The sequence below is a fragment of the Brachybacterium sp. ACRRE genome (assembly GCF_022346485.1).
GTDB lineage: Bacteria > Actinomycetota > Actinomycetes > Actinomycetales > Dermabacteraceae > Brachybacterium > Brachybacterium halotolerans.
The window spans coordinates 1-24054 of the sequence record NZ_JAKRMO010000035.1 but is presented as its reverse complement, the minus strand read 5'-3'; the positions used below and the strand labels follow the sequence as shown (position 1 = coordinate 24054).

22 protein-coding genes are annotated in these 24054 nt (G+C 71.1%); 11 read left to right on the top strand and 11 right to left on the bottom strand.

All coding sequences use genetic code 11. The annotated features are described in order from the left end of the window. The first annotated feature begins 208 nt into the window (after window positions 1–208). Both MHY49_RS11345 and MHY49_RS11340 read left to right on the top strand, forming a co-directional pair. A complete protein-coding gene (locus MHY49_RS11345; protein ID WP_239204156.1) occupies window positions 209–1561 on the top strand; it encodes an MFS transporter in 1353 nt (450 codons plus the stop codon). A gap of 49 nt (window positions 1562–1610) precedes the next feature. Further along, entirely contained in the window at window positions 1611–2555 is a 945-nt protein-coding gene (locus MHY49_RS11340; protein WP_239204154.1) for an SMP-30/gluconolactonase/LRE family protein, read from the top strand. 30 nt (window positions 2556–2585) lie between these two features. Here MHY49_RS11340 and MHY49_RS11335 read toward each other — a convergent pair whose 3' ends face one another. The 9 genes from MHY49_RS11335 to MHY49_RS11295 all read right to left on the bottom strand — a co-directional run bounded on the left by MHY49_RS11335 (window position 2586) and on the right by MHY49_RS11295 (window position 10144). Beyond that, entirely contained in the window at window positions 2586–3488 is a 903-nt protein-coding gene (locus tag MHY49_RS11335; protein WP_239204152.1) for an SDR family oxidoreductase, read from the bottom strand. Then, complete coding sequence (locus MHY49_RS11330; RefSeq protein ID WP_239204150.1) at window positions 3485–4471, bottom strand: ABC transporter substrate-binding protein; 987 nt, start codon at window positions 4469–4471, stop codon at window positions 3485–3487. The genes MHY49_RS11335 and MHY49_RS11330 overlap by 4 nt, the downstream gene beginning before the upstream one ends. A 63-nt stretch (window positions 4472–4534) precedes the next feature. Continuing rightward, window positions 4535–5200: an ABC transporter permease gene (locus tag MHY49_RS11325; RefSeq protein WP_239204148.1), complete on the bottom strand. Its 666-nt coding sequence runs from the start codon at window positions 5198–5200 to the stop codon at window positions 4535–4537. Then, on the bottom strand, window positions 5197–5847 hold the full coding sequence (locus MHY49_RS11320) for an ABC transporter permease (RefSeq protein ID WP_200503319.1): 651 nt from the start codon (window positions 5845–5847) through the stop codon (window positions 5197–5199). Before MHY49_RS11320 ends, MHY49_RS11325 begins: the two co-directional genes overlap by 4 nt. Next, on the bottom strand, window positions 5844–6668 hold the full coding sequence (locus MHY49_RS11315; protein ID WP_239204146.1) for an ATP-binding cassette domain-containing protein: 825 nt from the start codon (window positions 6666–6668) through the stop codon (window positions 5844–5846). The genes MHY49_RS11320 and MHY49_RS11315 overlap by 4 nt, the downstream gene beginning before the upstream one ends. A 94-nt stretch (window positions 6669–6762) precedes the next feature. Then, window positions 6763–7605 carry an amino acid ABC transporter permease gene (locus tag MHY49_RS11310; RefSeq protein ID WP_200503321.1) on the bottom strand — a complete coding sequence of 281 codons (843 nt, stop codon included), beginning with the start codon at window positions 7603–7605 and terminating at the stop codon, window positions 6763–6765. Continuing rightward, window positions 7602–8294: an amino acid ABC transporter permease gene (locus MHY49_RS11305; protein WP_239204144.1), complete on the bottom strand. Its 693-nt coding sequence runs from the start codon at window positions 8292–8294 to the stop codon at window positions 7602–7604. Before MHY49_RS11305 ends, MHY49_RS11310 begins: the two co-directional genes overlap by 4 nt. A gap of 49 nt (window positions 8295–8343) precedes the next feature. Then, a complete protein-coding gene (locus tag MHY49_RS11300; protein ID WP_239204142.1) occupies window positions 8344–9318 on the bottom strand; it encodes a glutamate ABC transporter substrate-binding protein in 975 nt (324 codons plus the stop codon). A gap of 55 nt (window positions 9319–9373) precedes the next feature. Continuing rightward, entirely contained in the window at window positions 9374–10144 is a 771-nt protein-coding gene (locus MHY49_RS11295; protein ID WP_255719875.1) for an amino acid ABC transporter ATP-binding protein, read from the bottom strand. A 286-nt stretch (window positions 10145–10430) separates the two neighbouring features. Between MHY49_RS11295 and MHY49_RS11290 the strand changes: the two genes are divergently transcribed. The 5 genes from MHY49_RS11290 (at window position 10431) to MHY49_RS11270 (ending at window position 16480) form a co-directional block, all read left to right on the top strand. Continuing rightward, a complete protein-coding gene (locus MHY49_RS11290) occupies window positions 10431–11048 on the top strand; it encodes a PadR family transcriptional regulator (RefSeq protein WP_239204140.1) in 618 nt (205 codons plus the stop codon). Then, on the top strand, window positions 11045–12493 hold the full coding sequence (locus tag MHY49_RS11285) for a sugar porter family MFS transporter (protein ID WP_239204138.1): 1449 nt from the start codon (window positions 11045–11047) through the stop codon (window positions 12491–12493). The genes MHY49_RS11290 and MHY49_RS11285 overlap by 4 nt, the downstream gene beginning before the upstream one ends. Further along, entirely contained in the window at window positions 12490–14016 is a 1527-nt protein-coding gene (locus MHY49_RS11280) for a sulfatase-like hydrolase/transferase (RefSeq protein ID WP_239204136.1), read from the top strand. The genes MHY49_RS11285 and MHY49_RS11280 overlap by 4 nt, the downstream gene beginning before the upstream one ends. Before the next feature lie 110 nt (window positions 14017–14126). After that, window positions 14127–15464, top strand: coding sequence for a dicarboxylate/amino acid:cation symporter (locus MHY49_RS11275; protein ID WP_239204134.1), 1338 nt, complete (start codon window positions 14127–14129; stop codon window positions 15462–15464). Between the two features lie 2 nt (window positions 15465–15466). Then, on the top strand, window positions 15467–16480 hold the full coding sequence (locus MHY49_RS11270; RefSeq protein WP_239204132.1) for a D-cysteine desulfhydrase: 1014 nt from the start codon (window positions 15467–15469) through the stop codon (window positions 16478–16480). A 55-nt stretch (window positions 16481–16535) separates the two neighbouring features. On the opposite strand, the gene MHY49_RS11265 is transcribed toward MHY49_RS11270, so the two are convergent. Next, entirely contained in the window at window positions 16536–17339 is an 804-nt protein-coding gene (locus MHY49_RS11265) for a hydroxymethylpyrimidine/phosphomethylpyrimidine kinase (RefSeq protein ID WP_239204130.1), read from the bottom strand. A 98-nt stretch (window positions 17340–17437) separates the two neighbouring features. Between MHY49_RS11265 and MHY49_RS11260 the strand changes: the two genes are divergently transcribed. From MHY49_RS11260 to MHY49_RS11245, 4 genes are all read left to right on the top strand, one after another. Next, window positions 17438–17965, top strand: coding sequence for a GtrA family protein (locus tag MHY49_RS11260; RefSeq protein ID WP_239204128.1), 528 nt, complete (start codon window positions 17438–17440; stop codon window positions 17963–17965). Window positions 17966–18088: 123 nt separating this feature from the next. After that, complete coding sequence (locus MHY49_RS11255) at window positions 18089–20320, top strand: PTS sugar transporter subunit IIA (protein ID WP_239204126.1); 2232 nt, start codon at window positions 18089–18091, stop codon at window positions 20318–20320. A 6-nt stretch (window positions 20321–20326) separates the two neighbouring features. Next, window positions 20327–21475: a mannitol-1-phosphate 5-dehydrogenase gene (locus MHY49_RS11250; RefSeq protein WP_239204124.1), complete on the top strand. Its 1149-nt coding sequence runs from the start codon at window positions 20327–20329 to the stop codon at window positions 21473–21475. Between the two features lie 172 nt (window positions 21476–21647). After that, entirely contained in the window at window positions 21648–21920 is a 273-nt protein-coding gene (locus MHY49_RS11245; protein WP_152353681.1) for an HPr family phosphocarrier protein, read from the top strand. Window positions 21921–22052: 132 nt separating this feature from the next. Here the strand turns inward: MHY49_RS11245 and ptsP are convergent, their stop codons facing one another. After that, a complete protein-coding gene (ptsP, locus tag MHY49_RS11240; RefSeq protein WP_239204122.1) occupies window positions 22053–23771 on the bottom strand; it encodes a phosphoenolpyruvate--protein phosphotransferase in 1719 nt (572 codons plus the stop codon). Between the last annotated feature and the right edge of the window lie 283 nt (window positions 23772–24054).

The window sequence follows — 24054 nt, the reverse complement described above, 5'->3', positions numbered from 1 at the left end:
ACGCTCACACACCCCCACCCCACGTCACTGCCGCTCACGCAACGAACCCTGCGTCACCGGCCTCCCTCACTCCGTCGGCTCCACCGCTACGCCACCCGTCGGCCCCACGAGACACCCCTTGACTCCCTATAGGATCCACACCACACTTGCGACCGAATCATGGCAGGGACGCCGCGACGACGCGGCCCTGAGGTGCGAAGGAGCGCTCATGACTGCCTCTCACGGTCCGACCGACGCCGCCGACGCGGAAGCCGCCGGGATCAACCCCGGCACCCATCGTCTGGTGCCGCGCGCGCCGGCGATCTCGTGGTGGATGCTGCTGCTCACCACGGTCGCCATCCTCATGACCTCGGTCGATCATCAGATCCTTCCCGCGGTGCTGCCGGAGGTCTCGCAGGAGTTCGGGCTCTCGCCGGAGCAGGCCGGGCTCATCAACTCGGTGTATTTCGCAGGGCTCGTGGCCGGCGGCATCGTGTTCGGCTATCTCTCGGACCGGATCGGCTCCGGATACCGGCGCACGTGGACGTGGAACATCGCGATGCTGCTCGCGATCATCGGCGGCGCCCTCACCTTCGGCCTCGCCGGGAGCTTCCTCGCCTTCCTGCTGCTGCGCATCCCGATGGGCATCAGCCGCGGCGGATCGGAGCCCGTGAACGTCGCGATCGTCGCGGAGTGGTGGCCCAAGGAGCACCGCGGATTCGCCGTGGGCGTGCACCACACCGGCTTCCCCATCGGGCAGTTCCTCGCCGGCGCGCTCATCGCGATCGTGCTCGGCTCCGGGAACTGGGCGACGGCGTTCCTGGTGATCCCGCTGCTCGGGATCCCGATCATCATCGGCCAGGCGTTCCTGGGCAGGCGCCGGAACCAGGCCACGCTCTACCGGAAGATCGAGGAGAGGGGGCAGACTCCCCCGCTGCCAGAGCTCACCGACCGCAGCGCGGCCGGTCTCTGGGGCCCGGTGCGCGAAGCGCTGCGCCACGCGAACGTGCGCTGGGCCGTGGTGCTGTGCTTCCTGTTCCTGTGGGGCGAGGCCGGGGTCGTCACCTTCCTGACCACGCAGTTCAAGGGGATCGGGATGGAGACCTCGCAGGCGATCCTGGTCTCCGGCGCCTCGGGGCTGACGGGCTGGATCGGCCAGGTCGTGTGGGGCACGCTCTCGGACCGCCTGGGCAGGAAGTTCTCGATCGCCTTCCTGATCCTGGGGTGGACGGGGACGCTGCTCGCGATGATCCTCATCCACGACGTGGTGACCGCGTGGATCATCCTGCTGGCCTGGGGGCTGTTCCGCAACGCGCCGTTCCCCGTGGTCTACGCGCTGCTGGTCGACTCGGTGCCGCGGGCCGCCGGCACGGCGCTGGGGATCATGATCGGCGTGGCCCTGGGCGTCTCCGGGATCTTCGCCTCGGCGGTGTCCGGTGTGGTCATCACGCATCTCGGCTTCACCTGGCACTACATCATCCTGGCGGCGATCTGCCTGCTCGGGTTCATCCCGCTGGCCCGGATCACCGAGACCGTGCGGGTCGCGCGCCGGGACATGCCCGATGCGCCTCGCGCCGCCTGAGCGCACCACGAACCCTCGAACCCCGGCCCCGATCCCCGAAGGAGACCCCATGACCGCCCCAGATCTCTTCGATCCCGATGCCCGCCTCGAGAAGGTCGCCGACGGCTTCACGTGGACCGAGGGTCCCGCGTGGATCGCCGCCCGCGGCGTGCTGCGCTTCAGCGACATCCCCGGGAACCAGGTGCTCGAGTTCAGCGAGGCCGACGGCGTGACGCGGCAGGTCACGGCCGCGGCCGAGTTCACGAACGGTCGGACCGTCGGCCCCGACGGGGCGATCGTCGAGTGCTCGCACGGCCGCCGCGCGGTGCAGATCGACCGCACGGGCGCGTCCGCCGATCAGGCGACCACCCCCTACGCTCCTGAGGTCCTCGTCGACCGCTTCGGGCGGGCGCGGCTGAACTCCCCGAACGACGTGGTCGTGAAGTCCGACGGCACGATCTGGTTCACCGACCCCTCCTACGGGATCAAGCGGCCGATCGAGGGGCATGCGGGCGAGGAGGAGTACGGGGACAGGTACGTCTTCCGCTTCGATCCGGCCGACGGGTCTCTCGCGCCGGTCGTCATCGACGTCGAGGCGCCCAACGGCATCGCCTTCTCGCCCGACGAGTCGATCCTGTACGTCTCGGACTCCTCGATCGACCCGCCCGACCGCGACCACCCGGACCCCGAGCGCCCCGGCGGGCACGCGATCCACGCCTACGACGTGCTCGGCGGGCGGCACGCGAAGAACGGACGGACGTTCGTCGAGGTCGGCCCCGGTCTCCCCGACGGGTTCCGTGTGGACGAGGACGGCAACGTGTGGTCCTCCTCGGCGACGGGCATCCAGGTCTTCTCACCGGACGGCGCGCGCCTCGGCGAGATCCCCGTGCCGGAGAAGGTCGCGAACTGCTGCTTCGGCGGGGCCGACGGCCGCACCCTGTACATCTGCGGCTCGACGAGCCTGTACCGGATCCGCACGCGCGCCCGGGATGCCCACGCGCGGACGCACGGCTGACACGCAGCCGCACCGGCATCGAGCCCGTCGTCAGGCCCTGCCGAACACGTCCTCCAGGCGGAGCTGCGGCCTGCCGAGCACCTGCTGCACGTCCTCGCTCACCGGGGCGAGGACACCCGAGGCGATCGCCGTGTAGGTGCTGATCCAGGCGTCGACCTGCCAGTCCGGGGCCCCGTAGGGAGCGCGGGAGGCGCGTGCCTCGGCCATCGTCTCGTCGACGAAGCGGTACGTCTCGCCCGTCGCCGCGGTCAGGCGCTCGGCGGCCTCGCCCAGCGTGAGAGCCTCACCGCCGGTGATCTCGAGGACGGTGTCGGCCCACGCCTGAGGGTCGGCGAGCACACGGGCGGCGACCTGGGCGACGTCCTCGCGGGCCACGAACGCGCACCGGCCATCCCCTGCCGGTCCGCGCAGGGTGCGGTCCTCCCCTGCCCAGGGCAGGAGCACGTCGAGATAGAAGTCGTCCCGCAGGAACGTCCACGTCAGCCCCGAGCGGCCGGCGGCCTCCCGGATCGCGTCCTCCGTGGCGCCGTGGTCCCGGGCGAGCGTGAACTCGGCGTCGGCCGAGGCGCCCGTGAACGACGTGTAGACGAGATGGCGCACGCCCGCCTCGGTCGCCGCGGCGATCGCCGTGCGGTGCTGCGCGACGCGGTCATCGGACTCGCCCGCGGAGACCAGCAGCAGGGTGTCGAGGCCCGCGAACGCCTCCCGGCAGGCATCGCCGTCGTCGAACGAGGCGACGGCGACCTCTCCTGCTCCCGACAGGCGCGGGGCCCGCGCCGGATCGCGCACGATGAGCCGCAGGTCCCCGGCGCGGCCCTGCGCGGCGAGGAGCTCCGCGACGCGTCGGCCGATGTGGCCGCTCGCCCCGGTGATGCCGATCCTGCGGGTGGCGACACCGCCGGCTTCGTCGACGCCGGATGCCGGGGAGGTCACTTCGCGATGCCCTTGTCCTTCAGCCAGGCCTTCGCGATGGTCGCGGAATCGGCCTTCTCGTCGACGCTGCGCGTGTTCAGGGCGATGAGCTCGTCGGTGCTGAGCGCATCGGTGACCTTCTTGATCGCGGCGGCGCCGGCGTCGTCCACCTTGGACGAGACGATCGGGACCACGTTCTCCGGCAGCACCATGACCTTCGGGTCCTCGAGCGGGACCAGGTCGTTCTTCACGATCGCCGGATCGGAGGTGTAGAGGTCCGCGACCTGCACCTTGCCGTCCATGAGGGACTTCAGGGTGAGCGGGCCGCCGGAGTCGGAGACGGGCACCACGGTGATGTCCACGCCGTAGTCGCTCTTGGCGCCCTTGGGGCCGTAAGGGCGCTCCTCGAACTCGGGGTTCGCGGCGATCTTCAGGTCGCTGATGCCCGCGAGGTCGCCGATGTCCTTGAGCGAGTTCTGCGAGGCGAAGTCCTTGGTGACCGTGTAGGAGTCCTGGTCGGTGGCCTCGGCGTAGGGCAGGGCGCGCAGGCCGTCGTCGAGCGCCTTCTCGAGGCCCTTCGCGAGGTCGTCGGCCGTGCCCTTCGCGGCGGACTCGTCGAGGTACTGCAGCAGGTTCCCGAGGTACTCGGGGATCACGTCGATCGTGCCCTTCTGCAGCTCGGGCACGTAGACCTCGCGCTGGCCGATCTGGAACTGCCGCTTCACGGTCGCGCCCGAGCCCTCGAGGGCCTGGGCGAAGAGCTCGGCGATGATCTCGTTCGAGTAGTACTGCTGCGAGCCGACGACGATCTCGCCACTGCCGCTGCCGCCGTCGGACCCGCCCGAGCCGGAGCCCGAGTCGCTCTTCAGCGGGTCGTCGTTCGAGCAGGCGGCGGCGCCGAGGGCGACGATCCCCGTGCCCGCGAGGGCGGCGAGGCTGCGGCGGCCGACGACGGGGCCGGTGGTGATCGGGCTGCGGGCGGGGAGGCGGCGGCGATGGGTCATGGAGACTCCTCGGTGGATGGGACGGAGGTCGGGGAGATGCAGGGAGGTGCGGGGGTGCGGTGCTCAGCCCCGGGCGGCTCCGCGCGGCGCGAGGAGGCGTTCGAGGACGCGCAGCGCCACGTCGAGGACGAGTGCGAGGGCGACCACCAGGATGGACCCCGCGAGCATCTGCGGATAGTCCTGCAGCTGGAGGCCCAGGAAGATGAAGCGGCCGAGTCCGCCGTTGCCGATGTACGAGGCGAGCATGACGGTCGCGACGACCTGCACGATCGCGAGGCGGAAGCCGGAGATCAGCAGCGGCAGCCCGAGCGGCACCTCGACGCGGGAGAGGATCTGCCATTCGGTCATGCCCTGGGCGCGGGCGGCGTCGACGGTGCGCGGGTCGACGGACTCGACCGCGGAGTAGGCGCCCGCGAGCAGGGACGGGATCGCGAGGACCACGAACGCGAGGATCGGCGCCTTCAGCCCGATGCCGAGCCACAGCCCGAACAGGGTGATCAGGCCCAGCGTGGGCAGGGCGCGGGCGGCGCCGCTGAGCGCGACGACGAGACCGCGGCCGCGGCCCGTGTGGCCCACGAGCAGCCCGATCGGCACCGCGATGACGGCGGCGACGACCACGCCGAGCGCCGTGTACCAGAGGTGCTCGAGCAGGCGGGTGGGGATGCCGTCGGCCCCCGACCAGCGGGTGGGGTCGGCGAGCCACGAGAAGGCCTCGAGGAGCTGGCTCATCGGACCCCCTCCCCGCGCACGCGGGACCAGGGCAGCGCGAGGCGGCCACCGAGCATGATCAGCAGGTCCAGGGCGATCGCGAGGGCCGCGGTGAGCACGATGCCGGCGAGGATCTCCGCGGTGATGCTGCGCTGGAACCCGTCGATGAACAGCATGCCCAGGCTCGGCACGCCGAGCACGCCGCCCACGGTCACCAGGGAGACCGTGCTCACCGCGACCACGCGCAGCCCCGCGACCAGGGCCGGACCGGCGAGCGGCAGCTCGACCCGGAGGAACCGGGCCAGCGGCGCATAGCCCTGCGCGGTGGCCGACTGCAGGGTGTCGCGGCTGACCGCGCGCAGGGCCTCGGAGGCGCTGGGCACCATGAGCGCGAGGCCGTAGATCGTGAGGGCGACGATGATGTTGACCGTGGAGCGGATGCCGGTTCCCAGGATGATCGGCAGCACGATGAACAGCGGCAGCGAGGGCACCGCGTAGAGCAGCCCGGCGCCGGCGGTGAGCCCGCCGCGCAGCCAGCCGCGGGCATTGGCGAGCTTCGCGATCGGGATCGCGAGCACGAAGGCCAGCACGATCGGCGGGATCGACTGCCCCAGGTGGGCGAGCAGGCGCTCGGCCAGCAGCGGGAGGTTCGCGAGCACCCAGCTCACGAGCGGGATCCCTCGCGCAGGACGCCGACGGGGCGGTCGCCCGCGTCGAGGACGACCTGCTGGCCGCCGACCTCGTCCACGTGCAGGGCGCGCTTGCCGACGCCGCTCCCCACGAACGACTCGACGAAGTCGTCGGCCGGATCGGCGAGGATCTCCGCCGGGGTCCCCTGCTGGGCGATCTCGCCGCCGGGGCGCAGGATCACCACCTGCTCGCCGATGAGGAAGGCCTCGTCGATGTCGTGGGTGACGAAGAGGATGGTCTTGCCGAGCTCGCTCTGCAGGCGCAGCAGCTCCTTCTGCAGCTCGGCCCGCACGATGGGGTCGACGGCGCCGAAGGGCTCGTCCATGAGCAGGATGTTCGGGTCCGAGGCGAGTGCCCGGGCGACGCCCACGCGCTGCTGCTGCCCGCCCGAGAGCTGCGAGGGATAGCGGTCGCCGAGCCGATGGTCGAGGCCCACCATCTCCAGCAGGGCGAGCGCCCGGGAGCGGGACCGGCGGCGGGAGACGCCCTCGAGGAGGGGGACGGTCGCGACGTTCTCGGCGACAGTGCGGTGCGGGAGCAGCCCGGCGGCCTGCATGACGTAGCCGATGCTGCGGCGCAGCTTCACGGGGTCGACGCCCGCGACGTCCTCGTCGTCGATGAGGACGCGGCCCGAGGTCGGGTCGACCATGCGGTTCACCATGCGCATGAGCGTGGTCTTGCCGGAGCCGCTGGTCCCCACGAGCACCACGCTCGCGTGGGAGTCGATGGTGAGGGAGAAGTCCTCCACGGCGGTCGTGCCGCCGGGATATGTCTTCCCGACGTGGTCGAATCGGATCACGGCCGCCTCCCAGCGCGGGGGTCGTCGTACAGATGTTCGAGACGTGCGGGCCCGACACTACGCCACCGCGGTGGCCGGTGCGAACGGGACACGATCAGCGGGATCGGCCGCCGCCCTCCGCGGCGCGACGCCGCATGCGCCGCTCGAGCAGGCCCGCGGCCTTGGTGAGCAGGAAGTTCAGCACGATGTAGATCACCGACACCACCACGTAGGTCTGCACCAGGAAGCGCGTGATGGAGACCATCGTCTTGCCCTGGAACTGCAGCTCGTTGAAGCTCACCACGAAGCCGAGGGTCGAGTCCTTGAGCAGGCTCACCAGGGCCAGGATCAGGCTCGGCAGCACGAGGCGCACGGCCTGCGGGAGGATCACGTAGCGCATGGTCTGGCCGCGGGAGAGGCCGATCGCGGCCGACGCCTCGTCCTGGCCGCGGTCCACCGCCCCGATGCCCGCGCGGAACACCTCCGCGGTGCTCGCGGAGCTCACCAGGATCATCGGCACCACGAGCATCCAGAAGCGCGGCAGGTTCACGCCGTAGGCGGGCAGGGCCAGCAGGAACGCGTAGACGACCAGCAGCATGGGGATGCCGCGGAAGAACTCGATCCACACCGCGGAGATCGCGCTGAGGGCCCGTGCCCGCGAGATCCGTCCCAGGGCCAGGACGAGTCCGAAGGGGAAGGCGATGACGGCGGCGACGGCCGTCGCCTCGAGCGTCCCCATCAGCCCCTTGCCCAGGAACGCGATGTAGTCGCGCCGCAGGTAGGGCAGCCACTTGTCGGCCGCGAGCTGGCCGTTGCGCTGGAACTGCCACAGACCCAGCGCGATCAGCGCGAGGATCGCGAGGGAGGAGACGATCGAGATCAGCAGGATCCGCCGACGGCCCCGCGGGCCGGGGGCGTCGAAGAGGACCTGCGTGGCCGAGGTGCTCGTGGTGCTCATGCCTGCGCCGCCCCCTGCAGTCGGTCGGCGGCGTGCAGCGGGCGCGCGCCGCCCGGGGCGACCGCCCTCTCGACGCGCCGGCCGAGGTAGGCGACTCCGAGCGAGAGCGCGAGGTAGAGGGCGCCCGCCACGAGGAACAGCAGCACGGCCTGCGCGGAGGCGATGTTCAGCTGCTGGGTGACGTAGGTGATCTCGACGACCGAGATCGCCGCGCACAGCGAGGACCCGATGACGGTCGCGATGAACACGTTCACGAGCGGCTGCACCATCGTGCGGAAGGCCTGCGGCAGCACCACGTAGCGCAGCACCCCGAAGAAGCCCAGCCCGATCGAGCGGGCGGCCTCGGCGTGGCCGATCGGGACGGTGTTGATGCCCGAGCGGATGTTCTCGCACACGAAGGCCGCGCCGGAGAGCGTCAGCCCCGCGACGCCGCACCAGAAGTAGGGCAGCAGCACCCCGGCGTCCGGCAGGCCGAAGGCCAGCAGGATCAGCAGGCTCAGCAGCGGGATGTTGCGGAAGATCTCCACGTACACGGTGGCCGCCCAGCGCAGCGGCGGGATCGGGCTGACCCTGCATACGGCGAGCGCCGTGCCGAGGACCAGCGCGAACGCGTACCCCAGCACCGTGAGCGCGATCGTGGTGCCGATCCCCTGCAGCAGCAGCGGGATGTTGTCGAGGATGATCTGCATGGCGTCCCTCCGTCGCTCCTCCGTCGGCCCTCTGTCGGTTCCCCGCGGATCAGGACGGCAGATCGCCGATGGTCGGCGGCTCGGGCGTCTCGTCCTCGATGACCTGGCCGATGGTGGCCTCGTAGAGCTTCTTCCAGGTGCCGTCGTCCTCGATCGCCTTCAGGAAGCCGTTGACGAAGTCGAGGGCGTCCGAGTCCTTGTTCAGCCCGATGCCGTAGGGGTCCTCTGTGAAGGGCTTGCCGACGACGGTGACCGACGGGTCCGCCTTCGAGTTGCCCAGCAGCACGCCCTGGTCGAGCACGTAGGCGTCCACGCGCTTCTGCTTGAGGGCGGCGACGCAGGACTCGTTGTCGGCGAGGGTCTCGGGCTTCCCGTCGGGGTCCTTCACGTGCTCCTCGATGGCCTGGATGCCCGTGGAGTTCGACTGGGTGACGAGCTTCTTGCCGGTGAGGTCCTCGGGCCCGGTGATGGAGTCCTTGTCCTCGGTGCGCACCTGGATGGCGGTGCCCGAGAGGTAGTAGGGCCCGCCGAAGTCGATGAGGTCCATGCGCTCGGGGGTGATCGAGTAGGTCGCGATCACGCAGTCCACCGAGTTGTTCTGGACGAGCTTCTCGCGGGTGTCGACGGTGGTGTCCACGTAGTCGACCTTCTCCTCGCCGCCGTCGCCCAGGATGTACCGGGCAAGCAGCTGCGTGATGCCCGCATCGAAGCCCGTGACCTTGTTGGTCGATGGGTCGATGAGGGAGAACACCTGGTTGGCGGTGGTGCCGCCGCGGGTGAGCTTGCCGGCGTCCTTGATCTTCTTCGCCCAGGCGCTCTTCTGCACGTCGGCGTCCTCGGCGACGGGACCGCCCGCGATGACCCCGTCGTAGGCCGAGCTCGCGCCGCCGTCGTCGCTGCCGCCGCCGAGCGACGGGGCGTCGCCGGTGTCGGAGGAGCAGGCGGCGAGCGCGGCGCCGAGAGGCAGGGCGGCGGCCGCGGCGACCACGGCGCGGCGGGCGGGGCGGAAGCTGGTGGAGGTCATCGGGTTCTCCTTCGTCGGGAACGGGATCGGGGATGGAGGGACCGGGCGCGAGGGATCAGTGCGGCAGGATCTTCGAGAGGAAGTCCTTGGCGCGCTGGGACTCGGGGGCGGTGAAGAACTGCTCTGGCTCGCCCTGCTCGACGATCTCGCCGGCGTCCATGAAGACGACGCGGTCGCAGACCCGGCGGGCGAAGCCCATCTCGTGGGTGACCACGAGCATCGTCATGCCGGCCTCGGCGAGCTCGGTCATCACGTCGAGGACCTCGTTGATCACCTCCGGGTCCAGGGCCGAGGTGGGCTCGTCGAAGAGCATGGCCTTGGGCTTCATGGCGAGCGCGCGGGCGATCGCGACGCGCTGCTGCTGGCCGCCCGAGAGCGCCGCCGGCAGGCTGTGCTCCTTGCCCGTGAGGCCCACGCGGGCCAGCAGGTCCATCGCCTCCTTCGTGGCCTCGGCCTTCGAGACCCCGCGGACCTTCGTCGGCCCGAGGGTCACGTTGTCGACCGCGCGCAGGTGGGGGAAGAGGTTGAAGGACTGGAAGACCATGCCGACGTCGCTGCGCAGGCGCGCGAGGTCCCGCCCCTCCTCCGGGAGGGGCTCGCCGTCGATGAGGATCTCGCCTGCGCTGATCGTCTCCAGACGATTGATGCAGCGGCACAGCGTGGACTTGCCCGAGCCGGAGGCCCCGATGAGCGCGACGACCTCGCCGCGGCGGATGTCGAGATCGATGTCCTTCAGGGCCTGGAAGTCCCCGAAGTGCTTGTCGACGCCGCGCACCGAGATCACGGGCTCGGCGCCCGACGGGCTGCCCGGGCTGTGTTCGCTCATGCCGGAAGCATTCCCTGATCCGGGCATTCTGTCCACGCGGATGCACACCCGTGAACGACCGCGGGCGCGCCCACGGGGCGCGGCACGCGGGTCCCGCAGACCGACGGGGCACCGCTCCCCGGCTCGCACCGAGCCGGGACGGCGAGCGGTCCGCTATCACCACTGAAACTAGTTACTTCGCGTTCAGCCCTTGACTGCCCCACGTTCCGCCTCTAGTCTCTCTTCACACTGGTGATAGCACCATGGGGAACGAGCCCCAGAACCGGAACTCAGAGCGGAGCATCGGATGCCGGACTTCACGATCCTCGGGCTGCTCGCCCGGGGCCCTGCGAGCGGATACGACCTCGGCAAGTGGCTGCGCACCGACGGGCGCTGGCTGGGCCGCGGCACGAGCATGACCCCGGTCTATCGAGCGCTCACCGACATCGAGTCCCGGGGCTGGGTCTCCACCCGCGTCGAGCCCCGCGAGAACGCCCCCGCCGCCACCGTCTACAGCCTGACCCCCGCGGGCGTCGAGGCGCTCGAGCAGTGGGCGGCCTCCGAGCACCGGCCCGACGAGCGGCCGATGTCCCCCGAGTTCACCAAGCGCCTGAGCTTCGCGGGCCAGCTCGGGCCCCAGTACGCCCTCGCGATCGTCCGCACCGAGCTCGACTTCCGGCGCCGTCAGCGCGCGGCCGAGCAGGATCCCGTGCTCCCCAGCGAGGGGGCGCAGCCGATCCCCGAGATCGACCGCGACTGGCTCACCCGCATCGATGCGCTGACGCACGACCGCGGCTGGCAGTCCACCTCGCTCTTCATCGGCTGGCTCGAGACCACCGAGCGCGAGCTCGTGCGCGAGTGCGAGCGGCAGCACCTCGACCCCACCACCATCGACCGGACCCCCACGCACCAGGAGACACGATGACCTCGACAGGCAGCGCGGCGACGACGCCGCTCTCCCCCACCGTGCGCAGCGCCCAGCGCTACGCGACCTCACTCGCCCTCATCGCGACCCTCGGCCCGTTCTTCTACGGCTTCGAGGGCATGGTCCTCAACGGCGCCATCAGCGCCGTCGGCACCGAGTTCGAGCTCGGCGCCTTCGCGAAGGGCCTCGCCGGGGCGACCGGCATCCTCGGCGGCCTCATCGGCGCCCTCTTCGCCGGCCGCCTGTCCGACCGCATCGGCCGCCGCACGGTGCTCGTGCTCGTCGGGCCCTGCCTGCTGTTCGAGGCGATCCTGGGCGCGTTCAGCCCGTGGCTCGGCGGCTTCCTGTTCCTGCTCCTGTGCCGGATCATCGGCGGGATCGGCTTCGGCGCCGCGACCACCGTCGCCCCCGGCTACGTCGCCGAGATCGCGCCCGCGAAGATCCGCGGCCGCCTGATCGCCTTCCGCCAGCTCGCGATCATCCTGGGCCTCTTCCTGGCCGGCGTCATCAACGTCGCCGTGACCTCGGCAGCCGGCGCCTCCACCACGGAGCTCGCCCTCGGCCTCAAGGCCTGGCAGTGGATGTTCCTGTGCCTGCTGATCCCGGCGATCTTCTACATCGTGTTCACGGCCCGCATCCCCGAGTCCCCGCGCTGGCTGGTCTCGCGGGGCCGCGACGAGGAGGCGGCCGCCGTCCTGCGCCGCGTCACCGGCGACCAGCGGCCCGAGGGGCGCGTCGCCGAGATCCGCCGCTCGCTCGGCGAGAGCATGGAGAAGCTGGGGATCCTCGCGATCCTGCGCTCCCACTGGCGCGGGCTCGTGATGGTGGGCGTCGCGATCGCCGCCTTCCAGCAGCTGACCGGCACCAACGGCATCTTCTTCTACTCCAACACGCTCTTCGAGGCCGTCGGCTTCTCCGAGGACTCGGCCCTCCAGCAGACGCTGATCCTCACCCTGTTCAAGATCATCGGCGTCACCACGGGGATCCTGCTGGTCGACCGCGTGGGCCGCAAGCGCATGCTCATCGCCGGCGGCACCCTGATCTTCCTGTCCCTGGCCGTGGTCGCCACCGTGTTCACCGTCGCCCCCGTGGTCGACGGCGTGCACGACATCTCCGGCAGCCCCGTGCTCGGGTTCCTCGCCGTCGCCGCCCTGTGCTGCTTCCTGCTCGGCTTCACCTCCTCGTGGGGTCCGATCTTCTCGATCGTCATGGGCGAGATGTTCCCGAACAAGATCCGCGGCGGCGCCATGTCCATCGCCTCCGGAGCGGACTTCTTCGTGAACTTCATGGTCGTGCTGCTGTTCCCCTACCTGGTCGCCTGGTCCCCCGCCGGCACCTACTGGATCTACTGCGCGTTCGGCGTGCTCGCGGTCGCCTTCACGGCGCGCTTCCTGCACGAGACCGGCGGACGTCAGCTCGAGGACATGGAGGAGGTCGCCCGATGAGCACCACCCGCACGGAGCGCCGCATCCCGGAGAACGTCCGCAACGCCCTGGTGATCATGACCGATCAGCACCGGGTGGACACGATCGGCTGCCTGGGCAATCCCCACGCGCGCACGCCGCATCTGGACCGTCTGGGCGAGGAGGGCTTCGCCTTCACCCATGCGTTCACGCCCACCGCGATCTGCACCCCGGCCCGCGCCTCCCTGCTCACCGGGAAGCATCCCGTGACCCACCAGGTGCTCGCGAACCCCGAGTGGAACATCGCGTACTCGACGGCCCTGGACCCCAGCGCCTGGACGTACACGCAGGCGCTGCGCGACCACGGATACAACGTCGGCCTGGTCGGGAAGTACCACGTGGGCCCGAATCTCCCCGACTGCTTCGGCATGGACGACGACTCCTTCTGGGGCGCCGAGAACCCCGTCGGCAACGAGGAGTACGTGGCCTGGCTCGAGGAGAACGGGCATCCGCCCGTGCGCGCGCACGACCTCTGGCGCGGGACCCTCCCGGGCGACCGGCCCGGCCACGTGCTCGCCGCGCGCCTCGACCAGCCGGAGGAGGCGACCTTCGAGCGTTTCCTCGCGGATCGGGCCATCGCCCGGCTGCGCGAGTACGCGGCCGACTGGAGGCAGCACGGGAAGCCGTTCAGCCTGGACGTGCACTTCTTCGGCCCGCACCTGCCCTACTTCCTGCCCGACGAGTGGTTCGACCTCATCGACCCGGACGACGTCACGCTGCCGGAGAGCTTCGGCGACTCCCTCATCGGCAAGCCCCCGGTCCAGCAGAACTACGCGACCTACTGGTCGACGTCCTCCTTCTCGCCGGACCAGTGGCGCAAGCTGATCGCCGTGTACTGGGGGTACGTGGCGATGATCGACCACGAGATCGGGCGCATCCTCGATGCGGCGCGGGAGCTCGGCGTCCTGGACGACACGGCCGTGCTGTTCACGGCGGACCACGGGGAGTTCACCGGAGCCCACCGGATGAACGACAAGGGCCCGGCGATGTACGACGACATCTACAACGTCCCGTTCATCGCGCACATCCCCGGGGTCTCGACCGTCGGCCGCTCCGACGCCTTCGTCTCCCTGCTCGACCTCCCCGCGACGGTCCTCGAGATCGCCGGCGTCGACGCGCCCGACGAGCTCGACGGCCGCTCGATCGTCGACCTCACCCGGGGCGAGGAGGTGGCCGACTGGCGCCGGGACATCGTCTGCGAGTTCCACGGCCACCACTTCCCCCTGCAGCAGCGGATGCTGCGCACCCGGGACTTCAAGCTGGTGGTCTCCCCCGAGTCAATCAACGAGCTCTACGACCTGCGCAGCGACCCCTCGGAGATGACCAACGTGTTCACCTCGCCCGTGTACGCGGGCATCCGGCGGGAGCTGGGCACCGAGCTGCACCGGCAGCTGCGCGAGCGCGGCGACCACTCGTTCGCGAAGTGGATGGCCGCGGTCACGGACATCGACGTCGAGCTCGTCAACACGGCGCGCTCGGACCTCGACGAGGTGCAGGACGGCTGACGGCCGGGAGAGGGTCGGGAGACGGTCGGCCGACCGGCGACGGACCCGTGCGCGGGTCCGATACGGTGCGGGAAGCCGAGAGGGTCCGCAGGGCCCGGAAGGATGACAGCGTGCCCTCCCCTGATCCCCGCACCGCCGCGACCCCGCCGTCGGCCCCGCCCTCACGGGCCCGACGGCTGCTGCGCAGCTACCGCTTCCCCCTGGCCATCCTCACGGGCGTCGTCATCGGCGCGGTCGTGGGCCTCGTGCTCGGAGAGCGCGCGAGCGTGCTGAAGCCCTTCGGCACGCTGTTCGTGAACATGATGTTCACGCTCGTCGTGCCGCTCGTGTTCTTCTCGATCGCCTCTGCGGTCGCGGGCATGTCCTCCGTCAAGCGGCTCGGGAAGATCCTCGGCGCGATGCTCGCGATCTTCGCCGTGACCGGCATCATCGCCTCGCTGCTGATGATCGCGGCGCTCGGGATCTTCCGCCCCACCGACGGCGTGCAGGTCGAGCTCACCCAGCCCGAGAAGACGGAGGACGTCGGCTCGATCGGCGATCAGCTCGTGCAGACCTTCGTGGTCGACGACTTCTCGAAGATCCTCTCGTCCGAGCACATGCTCGCGCTCATCGTCTTCGCGGTGCTCGTCGGGATCGCGACCTCGAGCATCGGGGAGAAGGGCGCGCCGTTCTCGCGGTTCCTGAGCTCCGGCTCCGAGGTGTTCCTGAAGTTCACCTCGATCATCATGTACTACGCCCCGATCGGGCTGGGCGCCTACTTCGCGGCGCTCATCGGGGAGCTGGGCGCGCAGCTCGTGGGCGACTACCTGCGCGCCTTCCTCGTCTACTACCCCGTCGCGATCCTCTACTTCCTGCTCGCCTTCACGCTCTACTCCTTCCTCGCCGGGGGCAGGCGCGGCGCGGCGCGGTTCTGGTCGCACGTCCTGGAGCCCACGGCGGTCTCGCTCGGCACCTCCTCGTCGGTCGCGGCGATCCCCGCGAACCTGCGCGCGGGCGAGAGGATCGGCGTGCCGCGGGACGTGCGCGAGACGATCATCCCGATCGGCGCGACGATCCACATGGAGGGCTCCTCGCTGAGCGCGATCCTCAAGATCGCCTTCCTGTTCGCGGTGTTCCAGCGGGACTTCTTCACGCCCTCGCACATCCTCATCGCGATCGCCGTCGCCCTGCTCTCGGGCATGGTGATGGCCGGGATCCCCTCGGGCGGCTTCATCGGCGAGCTGATGATCATCACGCTCTACGGCTTCCCCGCTGCGGCGCTGCCGATCATCCAGATCATCGGCACCGTCATCGACCCGCCGGCGACCACCGTGAACGCCGTGGGAGACCAGGCGAGCAGCATGCTCGTGGCGCGGGTGCTCGACGGGAAGGACTGGATGGACCAGCCCGACGAGCACGACGATGCCGAGCCCGCCCCGGTGGGCCTCGCCGCGACCCGAACGGAGTGACCATGGACCTCACCGCCCTCCCCCGCCGCCGGTACACCGACGGCCCCACGCCGCTGCAGCACCTGGAGCGGCTCAGCGCCGAGCTCGGCGGGCCGCAGATCTGGGTCAAGCGCGACGACCTGCTGGGCCTCGCCCTGGGCGGGAACAAGACCCGCAAGCTCGAGTTCCTCATGGCCGACGCCCTTGCCCGCGGCGCCGACTGCCTGGTCACGGCGGGCGGCGTGCAGTCCAACCACTGCCGGCTCACCCTGGCCGCCTCCCGCGTCGAGGGCCTCGCCTGCCATCTCGTGCTCGAGGAGGACCTGGGGGCCGACGGCGCGGCCGTCCCGGGCGGGAATCCGCCCGAGGACACGGGCAACCGCTTCCTCTTCGACCTCCTGGGGGCGGAGGCCGTGGAGGTGCACCCGCACGGCGCCGACCTCGGCGTCCGCATGGAGGAGATCGCCCGGGAGCTCGAGGCGAGAGGCGCCCGCCCCTACGTGATCCCGATCGGCGGCTCCAACGCCCTGGGCGCGCTCGGGTACGTGGATGCGGCCGACGAGCTGCTGCGCCAGTTCGACGAGGCAGGGCTCGAGGTCGACGAGATCGTGACGCCGAGCGGCTCCGCCGGGATGCAGGCGGGACTGGTCGCCGGTCTGCACGCCGCGGGCAGCGGGATCGACGTGGTCGGCATCAACGTGAGCCGCTCGCGCGAGGAGCAGGAGCCGAAGATCGTGGGACTCGCCCGAGAGGTCACGCAGCTCCTGGGACTGCCGGAGGTTCCGCGGGAGAGGATCGTGGGGCTCGGGGACTTCGTCGGCCCCGGGTACGCGCTGCCCACGCCCGGCATGGTCGAGGCGCTGCGGCTGTTCGCGGGCACCGAGGGCCTGGTGCTCGATCCGGTCTACACGGGCAAGGCTGCGGCAGGGCTCGTGGAACGGATCCGCAGCGGCGAGCTCGGCCCCGGGCAGACGGTCGTGCTGCTGCACTCGGGCGGGGTGCCCGGCCTGTTCGCGCGCACCGCGGCCTTCGCCTGAGCGACGGGCCCGTCGACCGGGCCTGTCGACCCGGCCTGTCGACTCGGCCCCCGGATCAGCCCCGGTAGAAGCCCTGGTAGACGGCGTCGAACGGAGCGCGGCCGTGCTGGCGGTGCTCGATCGCGCTGGTGACCACACGCTTCGCGGTGCGCGCCGCGTCGAGCGCGTCGGCGCCCTTCGCGAGCTCGGCGGTGACGGCCGCCGCGAGCGTGCAGCCGGCGCCGGAGACGCGGTGCTCCCCGATCTTCGGGCTGCGCAGCACCACCTCGCGCTCCTCGTCGACGAAGACGTCGACGGCGTCCTCGCCGGCGAGCTCGACGCCGCCCTTGGCGAGCACGGTCACGCCCCAGCGCTCGTGGATCGCGCGCGCGGCGGCGGTGAGGTCCTCGAGGGACTCGAGGGGGCCCGTGCCCGCGAGGATCCGGGTCTCCCCCAGGTTCGGGGTGACAAAGGTGGCGCGCGGCAGGATCTTCGCCATCAGCGCGTCGTCCGTGGCGCGGGCGGGGGTGTCGCCCTCGCCCTCCTTGCAGATCATCACGGGGTCCAGCACCACGTGCGGGAAGTCGTGCTCGGCGAGGGCGCCCGCGACCACGTCGATCGTGCCCGGGGTGCCGAGCATGCCGAGCTTCACGGCGTCGATCTCGTGGACGGCGGTGCTCGACTCGATCTGGTCGGCGATCGTCCCCGGGTCGATCGGCACGAAGCGGTGCGCCCAGCCGTCCTGCGGATCGAAGCTCACGATGCAGGTCAGGGCCACGCTGCCGAAGACCCCGAGCTGGTGGAAGGTCTTGATGTCGGTCTGCGCGCCCGCGCCCCCTGTGGCCTCGGAGCCGGCGATGGCGAGGGCGACGTGGACCATGGGGACCTCCGGGAGCTGGGGTCGGCGGCGGTGTGCGATGCGGCCGACGGGGAACGGGCGATCGCCCACTCTACGACCCGGGCCGATAGTGTGCGGGGGTGCCCGGATCAGCATCGGACGGGCTCTGGGCCCGCCATCTGGGTCCGAGCCTGAAGTTCCTCACCGTGGGCGGCCTCGTCTTCCTGTTCGACGCCGTCCTCTACAACCTGCTCGTCTTCTGGTCCCCCGCGAGCGGCTGGGGGCACGGGCTGCTGCACGCGCATCCGATCAGCGCGAAGGTGCTCACGATCGTGGCGGCCTCGTCCCTCACCTACCTGGGCAATCGGCTCTGGACCTACCGCGACCGGCCGAGCCCGCGCACCGCCCGCTCGATCCTCGTGTTCGTGGGCCTCAACGTGCTGGCCTCCGCCCTGCAGCTCGCCTGCCTGGGCTTCTCGCGGTACGTGCTGGGCCTGGACTCCGCCCTCGCCGACAACGTCTCCGGCACGCTCGTCGGACAGGTGGTCTCGACCACCTTCCGATATCTCACCTATGGGCGATTCGTGTTCCCGCACGACCAGGAGACGGCGCCTGATGACGCCGACATCGCGTCGGACGAGCGCACCGGCTCCCTGCAGGACCGCTGACCGTCCTAGAATCCAGGCAGACCGGCGGACATCCTCCGCGTCGGCCTCGGCGTTCCACCGGCACGCCGCTCCGCCCACCCGGGTTGCGACCTTTCCCGCCCCGGGGCGTCGATGAGGACAGTCATGACTACAACAACCGAGGCCAAGAGCGGTTTCAGCCCGCGCGTGGCCCTGCAGAAGGTCGGCACCTCGCTGTCGAACATGGTGATGCCGAACATCCCGGCGCTCATCGCCTGGGGCATCCTCACCGCGTTCTTCATCGCTGACGGGTGGACCCCGAACGCCGCTCTCGAGAGCGCGACGACGCCGATGATCCACTATCTGCTGCCGCTGCTCATCGCGAACACCGGCGGACGGATGGTCTACGAGGCGCGCGGCGCGGTCGTGGGCGTCATCGCGACCATGGGCGTGATCGCCGGCTCCGACTGGCTGATCGCCCAGGACAACGCCGAGATGCTCAAGCAGTGGGTGGCCGCCGGCAAGGACGCCGCCGACTACACCGAGCTGGGCCAGGTCCACATGTTCATCGGCGCGATGATCATGGCACCGCTCGCCGCATGGCTCATGAAGAAGCTCGACCGGCTGTGGCAGGACCACATCCCCGCTGGCTTCGAGATGCTCGTGAACATGTTCTCGGCCGGCATCTTCGGCTTCATCATGCTGGTGATCGGCTTCTTCGGACTGGCTCCGCTCGTCAACGGCCTGATGAGCCTGCTCTCCAGCGGCGTCGAGGCCCTGGTGCACGCGCATCTCCTCCCGCTCGTGTCGATCCTCATCGAGCCCGCGAAGGTCTTCTTCCTGAACAATGCGATCAACCACGGCGTGCTGACCCCGCTGGGGCTCTCGCAGGCCTCGCAGAGCGGCAAGTCGGTCCTGTTCCTCCTCGAGGCGAACCCCGGCCCGGGCGTCGGCATCCTGCTGGCGTACACCTTCTTCGGCCGGGGCGCCGCGCGCGCTTCGGCCCCCGGCGCCGCCCTCATCCAGTTCTTCGGCGGCATCCACGAGATCTACTTCCCGTACGTGCTCATGAAGCCGATCCTGATCCTCGCTGCCATCGGCGGCGGCATGACCGGCGTCGCGATCAACGTGGCCTTCGGCACCGGGCTCATCGCGCCCGCATCTCCGGGCTCGATCTTCGCGATCTTCGGCGTGGCCGCGCGCGACTCCTATCTGGGCATCTCCCTTGCAGTGCTGGGTGCGGCAGCGGTGAGCTTCGTGCTCTCCATGATCTTCCTGAAGATCGGCAAGCAGGACGACGGCGACATCGCCTCGGCCACCGCGAAGATGGAGCAGATGAAGGGCAAGAAGTCCTCCGTCGCAGGTGCCCTCACCGGCGGTGCGGCGGCGGGCGGCGCGGCCGGTGCCGCGGCGGCTGCCGACGGCTCCTCGCACACCGGCCCGATCCAGCGGATCGTGTTCGCGTGCGACGCGGGCATGGGGTCCTCGGCGATGGGCGCGACGGTGCTGCGCAAGAAGGTGCGCGCCGCGGGCTTCGACGACGTCGAGGTCACCAACAAGGCGATCTCGAGCCTGAACGACGAGTGGGACGTGGTGGTGACGCAGAAGGAGCTCACCGACCGCGCCCGCCAGCGCACCGGCTCGGCGATCCAGGTGAGCGTCGACCAGTTCATGAACTCGCCGCGCTACGACGAGGTCGTCGAGCTCGTCGAGCAGCGCAACAACCCCGATGCCGCGTCGGCCGACGACTCCGCCGCTGATCAGGCCGTGGCCGACGGCGGCTCCACCGGGACTGCCGAGGGCGCCGGCACCGGCGGTGCCGTCGCCGCGGCCGGGGCCGGAACAGCGGCGGGGGCCGGCGCGGGTGCCGCAGCGGCCTCCGCGAACACGCACCGCGCCGAGCCCGCCCAGGAGACGTCGTCGACCGATGCCGCGTCGGCCGGAGCCGCATCGGCCGATCAGGGCCCCGAGATCCTCTCGGCGTCCTCGATCGTGCTCGACGGCAGCGCCGGATCCGCGGACGCCGCGATCGACGAGGCCGGCGGCCTGCTGGTCCGCGCCGGCGCGGTCGACACCGAGTACGTGAGCGCGATGCACGATCGCGAGGCGACCGTCTCGACGTTCATGGGCAACGGACTGGCGATCCCCCACGGCACGAACGAGGCGAAGGAGTCGATCTCCCGCTCGGCCATGTCGTTCGTGCGCTACCCGAACGGGATCGATTGGAACGGCAACCCCGTGGCCTTCGTCGTGGGCATCGCGGGCGTGGGCAACGAGCACCTCGCCCTGCTGCAGAACGTCGCCATGACGTTCTCCGACCCCGCGCAGGTGGAGCGCCTCGAGAAGGCCACCACCGCGCAGGAGATCCTGGACATCTTCTCCGAGGACAAGGACTGATCCGATATGGCCAAGAAGGCAGTGCATTTCGGCGCCGGCAACATCGGCCGCGGCTTCGTGGGGCTGCTCCTCCACGAGGCCGAGTACGAGGTCGTCTTCGCCGACGTCGCCGACGCCCTCATCGATTCCCTCGACGCCGCGGACTCCTACACCGTGCGGACCGTCGGCCAGCACCCGACGGAGACCGTCGTCGACGGCTTCCGCGCCGTCAACTCCGGAAAGGACCTCGAGACCCTCACCGGTGAGATCGCCTCCGCCGACGTGGTCACCACGGCCGTGGGCGTGCACATCCTGCGGTTCGTCGCGCCGGCGATCGCCGCCGGGATCGCCGCGCGAGCGGCCGACACACCCCGCGTCGCCGTGATGGCCTGCGAGAACGCGATCAACGCGACGGACACCCTCGAGGAGGAGATCCGGAAGAACTACGAGGGCGACGACCTCGACGCCAAGGCGCTGTTCGCGAACACCGCCGTGGACCGGATCGTGCCCGTCCAGGACCCCGCCGCGGGCCTCGACGTCACCGTCGAGGACTTCCACGAGTGGGCCGTGGACCGCACGCCCTTCGGCGGCGACGTGCCCGACATCCCGGGCGTGACCTGGGTGGACGACCTCGCCCCGTACATCGAGCGGAAGCTGTTCACGGTGAACACCGGCCACGCCACCACCGCGTGGCACGGCTGGAGAGCCGGTCACGCGACCATCGCCGACGCCATCGAGGACCCGGCCGTCGAGGCCAAGGTCCGCGAGGTGCTCGCGGAGACCTCCGAGCTGCTCATCGCCAAGCACGGCTTCGATGCGCAGACGCAGCAGGACTACGCGACCAAGGTGCTCGGGCGCTTCCACAACCGCGCCCTGCCCGATCCCGTCGAGCGCGTGGGCCGCGCGCCCCTGCGCAAGCTCTCCCGGCACGACCGCATCGTCGGCCCCGCCGCCGAGCTCGCCGAGCGCGACATGGCCGCCCAGGGGCTCCTGGACTCCTTCTCCGCCGCGCTCGCCTTCACCCCGGAGGGCGACGAGGAGGCGGACCGGCTGCAGGAGATCCTGCGCACCGAGGACGCCGACGGCGCGACCGCCGAGATCACCGGGCTCGACCCCGAGCACCCGCTGCACTCACAGGTCAAGGAGAGGATCGCCGAGCGGCAGTCCGCGCTCTGACCAGGCGGGCGATCCCGACGGCGCCCCGTGGGCGTCCAGCGGGCGTCCGCCTCCAGGACACCGCCCATCGGCGTCCGATATCGTCCCTGAGTACTCCCGACCCAGAGCGCGGGCAGACCCGCCCGCGCCCCGCGCCGTCGCCTCGAGCGGCGGTCCATCGAAAGGCTGAACCATGGCAGAGCGCACCGTCACCATCGCCAGCGCCTCCGGGCTCCACGCGCGCCCGGCGGCCATCTTCTCGAAGGCCGCCGGCGAGCAGCCCGCGACCGTCACCATCGAGAAGGCCGGCGGCAACGCCGTCCAGGCGTCGAGCATCCTCATGCTCATGACCCTCGGCGCCGGCCACGGCGACGAGGTGACCCTGCGCGCCGAGGGCGACGGCGCCGACGAGTCCGTCGCGGCCCTCGCCGCGCTCCTCGAGAAGGACCTCGACGCCGAGGAGTGATCCGCGGCGGGCCGACGCCCGTCGGACCGTGGACCCGCACGACATGAGGGCCACGAACCGGATCTCACCGATCCTGGTTCGTGGCCCTCATGTCGTCGCCCTCCCGGGCGCGCTGCGAGCGACGAGCCCGCGTCAGAGGCCGAGCTCTCCCAGGATCGGAAGGCCGGCGCGGACGGCGTCGCGGGCGTCGTCCGCGGTGCGCGCGGCGACGGCGGCGGCGGCGAGCTGCTGCGCCTGCTCGAGGGAGACCGTGGAGAGCACCTTCGCGACCGCGGGCAGGGAGCGCGGGGTCATCGAGAGGCTGTTGACGCCCAGGCCCACGAGCACCACCGCGAGACCCGGGTCGCCCGCGGCCTCGCCGCACACGCCCACGGGCTTCGCGGCGCTCTCGCCGAAGGCCTCGGGGTCGCCGCCCGCCGCGCGGGCGCCGTCGCAGGTGGCCTTCACGAGGGTGAGGACCGCGGGCTGCCACGGGTTGTTCAGGTGCGCGAGGGTGCCGAGCATGCGGTCGGCGGCCATCGTGTACTGGGTGAGGTCGTTGGTGCCGATCGAGGCGAAGTCGCAGGCCGCGAGCTGCCGGTCCGCGGTGACCGCGGCCGAGGGCGTCTCGACCATGATCCCGGCCGGCGCGAGGTCGCGCTCGCGGCACAGGCCCACGAAGTCCTCGGTGTCCTCGGTGGTCGAGATCATCGGGGCCATCACCCACACCTTCGCGTCGCTCTGCTTCGCGGCGGCGGAGATGGCGTCGAGCTGGTTGGTCAGCACCGAGCGCTTCTCCCACGAGGTGCGGTAGGCGCGCACGCCGAGCGCGGGGTTCGGCTCGTCGGTGTCGGTGAGGAAGGGCAGGGGCTTGTCGGCGCCCGCGTCGATCGTGCGCACCACGACCTTCTTCCCGGGGAACGACGCGAAGGCCTCGAGATAGGCCGTCGTCTGCTCCTCGACGGTGGGCTCGTCCTCGCGGTCCAGGAACAGGAACTCGGTGCGGAACAGGCCCACGCCGTCGGCGTGCGCCGCGGCTGCGGCCTTCGCGTCCTTCGCGCCGCCGATGTTGGCCAGCAGCTGCATGCGGGTGCCGTCGGTGAGCTCGATCCCGCCGCCCTCGTAGGTCAGCGGGTTCTTCTGCAGCTCGGTCCAGGCCTCCGCGAAGCGCCGGTGCTCGTCGGTGACGTCGTCGGTGATGGTGCCGAAGCCGGCGTCGACGAACACCTCGGTGCCGTCGGCGATGTCGAGCACGCCCTTGGCGGCGACGATCGCGGGCAGGCCCAGCTGACGCGCGAGGATCGCGGTGTGCGACTGCGGCCCGCCGTCGGAGGTCACCAGGGCCATCACCAGCGCGGGGTCGAGGGTCGCGGTGTCCGCAGGGGCGAGATCGGTCGCGGTGAGCACGAAGGGCTCCTCGACATCGGGGATGCCGGGGGCCTGCTCGCCGCGCAGCTCGGCGACGATCCGGCCGCGCACGTCCTTCACGTCGGCCGCGCGCTCGGCCATGTATCCGCCGAGGCCCTCGAGCATCGAGGCGACCTGGTCGCCGGCCTCCCACACGGCGCGCGCCGCGGAGGCGCCGCCGGCCAGCACGAAGCCCTGCGCGGTCTGGGTGAGGGAGGGGTCGGCGGCCATCTGCGCGGTCGCCTCGAGCACGGCCTTCCCATCACCCGGGGCGTGCTCGGCGCGGTGCGTGAGCGCCTTCTGCACGCTCGCGGCGGCCTCGGCGATGCGTGCGGCCTCGGCCTGCGGGTCCGCGCCCTCGGGGATCTTCTCGCCGACGGGCGGCTCCGCGACCGGCGGCGCCATCGTCCGGACCGTGCCGACGACGCGGCCGGGGCTGACCGCCACACCTGTGTACTGGGACATCTCGGACTCCCTCTGTGATGGGCCCGTGGGGGAGGATTCGGGCGCGCTGGACCACCTCATGCTACGTGGCCGGCGGCCCCTGCGCGGAGCCGTGGGCGGTCCCTGCCGGAGCCCGCGGAGCGGGGAGGGCGTCGGCCCGCGGACCGGGCGGACGCCGTCACGAAGCGGTCACGGTCGGCCGGTCACGACCCCATCGCGACCAGGACTGTTCTAGAGTCGACCTGCCGGCTCGACGTCGAGCGGGCACCCGCCCCATCCCGCTGCGCACTCCCCCTCCCACTGC

Bases quoted from the DNA above. Each gene is read 5' to 3' on its own strand.
- MHY49_RS11345 (WP_239204156.1), top strand. From the start codon at position 209: ATGACTGCCTCTCACGGTCCGACCGACGCCGCCGACGCGGAAGCCGCC.
- MHY49_RS11340 (WP_239204154.1), top strand. From the start codon at position 1,611: ATGACCGCCCCAGATCTCTTCGATCCCGATGCCCGCCTCGAGAAGGTC.
- MHY49_RS11330 (WP_239204150.1), bottom strand. From the start codon at position 4,471: ATGACCCATCGCCGCCGCCTCCCCGCCCGCAGCCCGATCACCACCGGC.
- MHY49_RS11325 (WP_239204148.1), bottom strand. From the start codon at position 5,200: ATGAGCCAGCTCCTCGAGGCCTTCTCGTGGCTCGCCGACCCCACCCGC.
- MHY49_RS11310 (WP_200503321.1), bottom strand. From the start codon at position 7,605: ATGAGCACCACGAGCACCTCGGCCACGCAGGTCCTCTTCGACGCCCCC.
- MHY49_RS11305 (WP_239204144.1), bottom strand. From the start codon at position 8,294: ATGCAGATCATCCTCGACAACATCCCGCTGCTGCTGCAGGGGATCGGC.
- MHY49_RS11300 (WP_239204142.1), bottom strand. From the start codon at position 9,318: ATGACCTCCACCAGCTTCCGCCCCGCCCGCCGCGCCGTGGTCGCCGCG.
- MHY49_RS11295 (WP_255719875.1), bottom strand. From the start codon at position 10,144: ATGAGCGAACACAGCCCGGGCAGCCCGTCGGGCGCCGAGCCCGTGATC.
- MHY49_RS11290 (WP_239204140.1), top strand. From the start codon at position 10,431: ATGCCGGACTTCACGATCCTCGGGCTGCTCGCCCGGGGCCCTGCGAGC.
- MHY49_RS11285 (WP_239204138.1), top strand. From the start codon at position 11,045: ATGACCTCGACAGGCAGCGCGGCGACGACGCCGCTCTCCCCCACCGTG.
- MHY49_RS11280 (WP_239204136.1), top strand. From the start codon at position 12,490: ATGAGCACCACCCGCACGGAGCGCCGCATCCCGGAGAACGTCCGCAAC.
- MHY49_RS11270 (WP_239204132.1), top strand. From the start codon at position 15,467: ATGGACCTCACCGCCCTCCCCCGCCGCCGGTACACCGACGGCCCCACG.
- MHY49_RS11265 (WP_239204130.1), bottom strand. From the start codon at position 17,339: ATGGTCCACGTCGCCCTCGCCATCGCCGGCTCCGAGGCCACAGGGGGC.
- MHY49_RS11255 (WP_239204126.1), top strand. From the start codon at position 18,089: ATGACTACAACAACCGAGGCCAAGAGCGGTTTCAGCCCGCGCGTGGCC.
- MHY49_RS11250 (WP_239204124.1), top strand. From the start codon at position 20,327: ATGGCCAAGAAGGCAGTGCATTTCGGCGCCGGCAACATCGGCCGCGGC.
- MHY49_RS11245 (WP_152353681.1), top strand. From the start codon at position 21,648: ATGGCAGAGCGCACCGTCACCATCGCCAGCGCCTCCGGGCTCCACGCG.
- ptsP (WP_239204122.1), bottom strand. From the start codon at position 23,771: ATGTCCCAGTACACAGGTGTGGCGGTCAGCCCCGGCCGCGTCGTCGGC.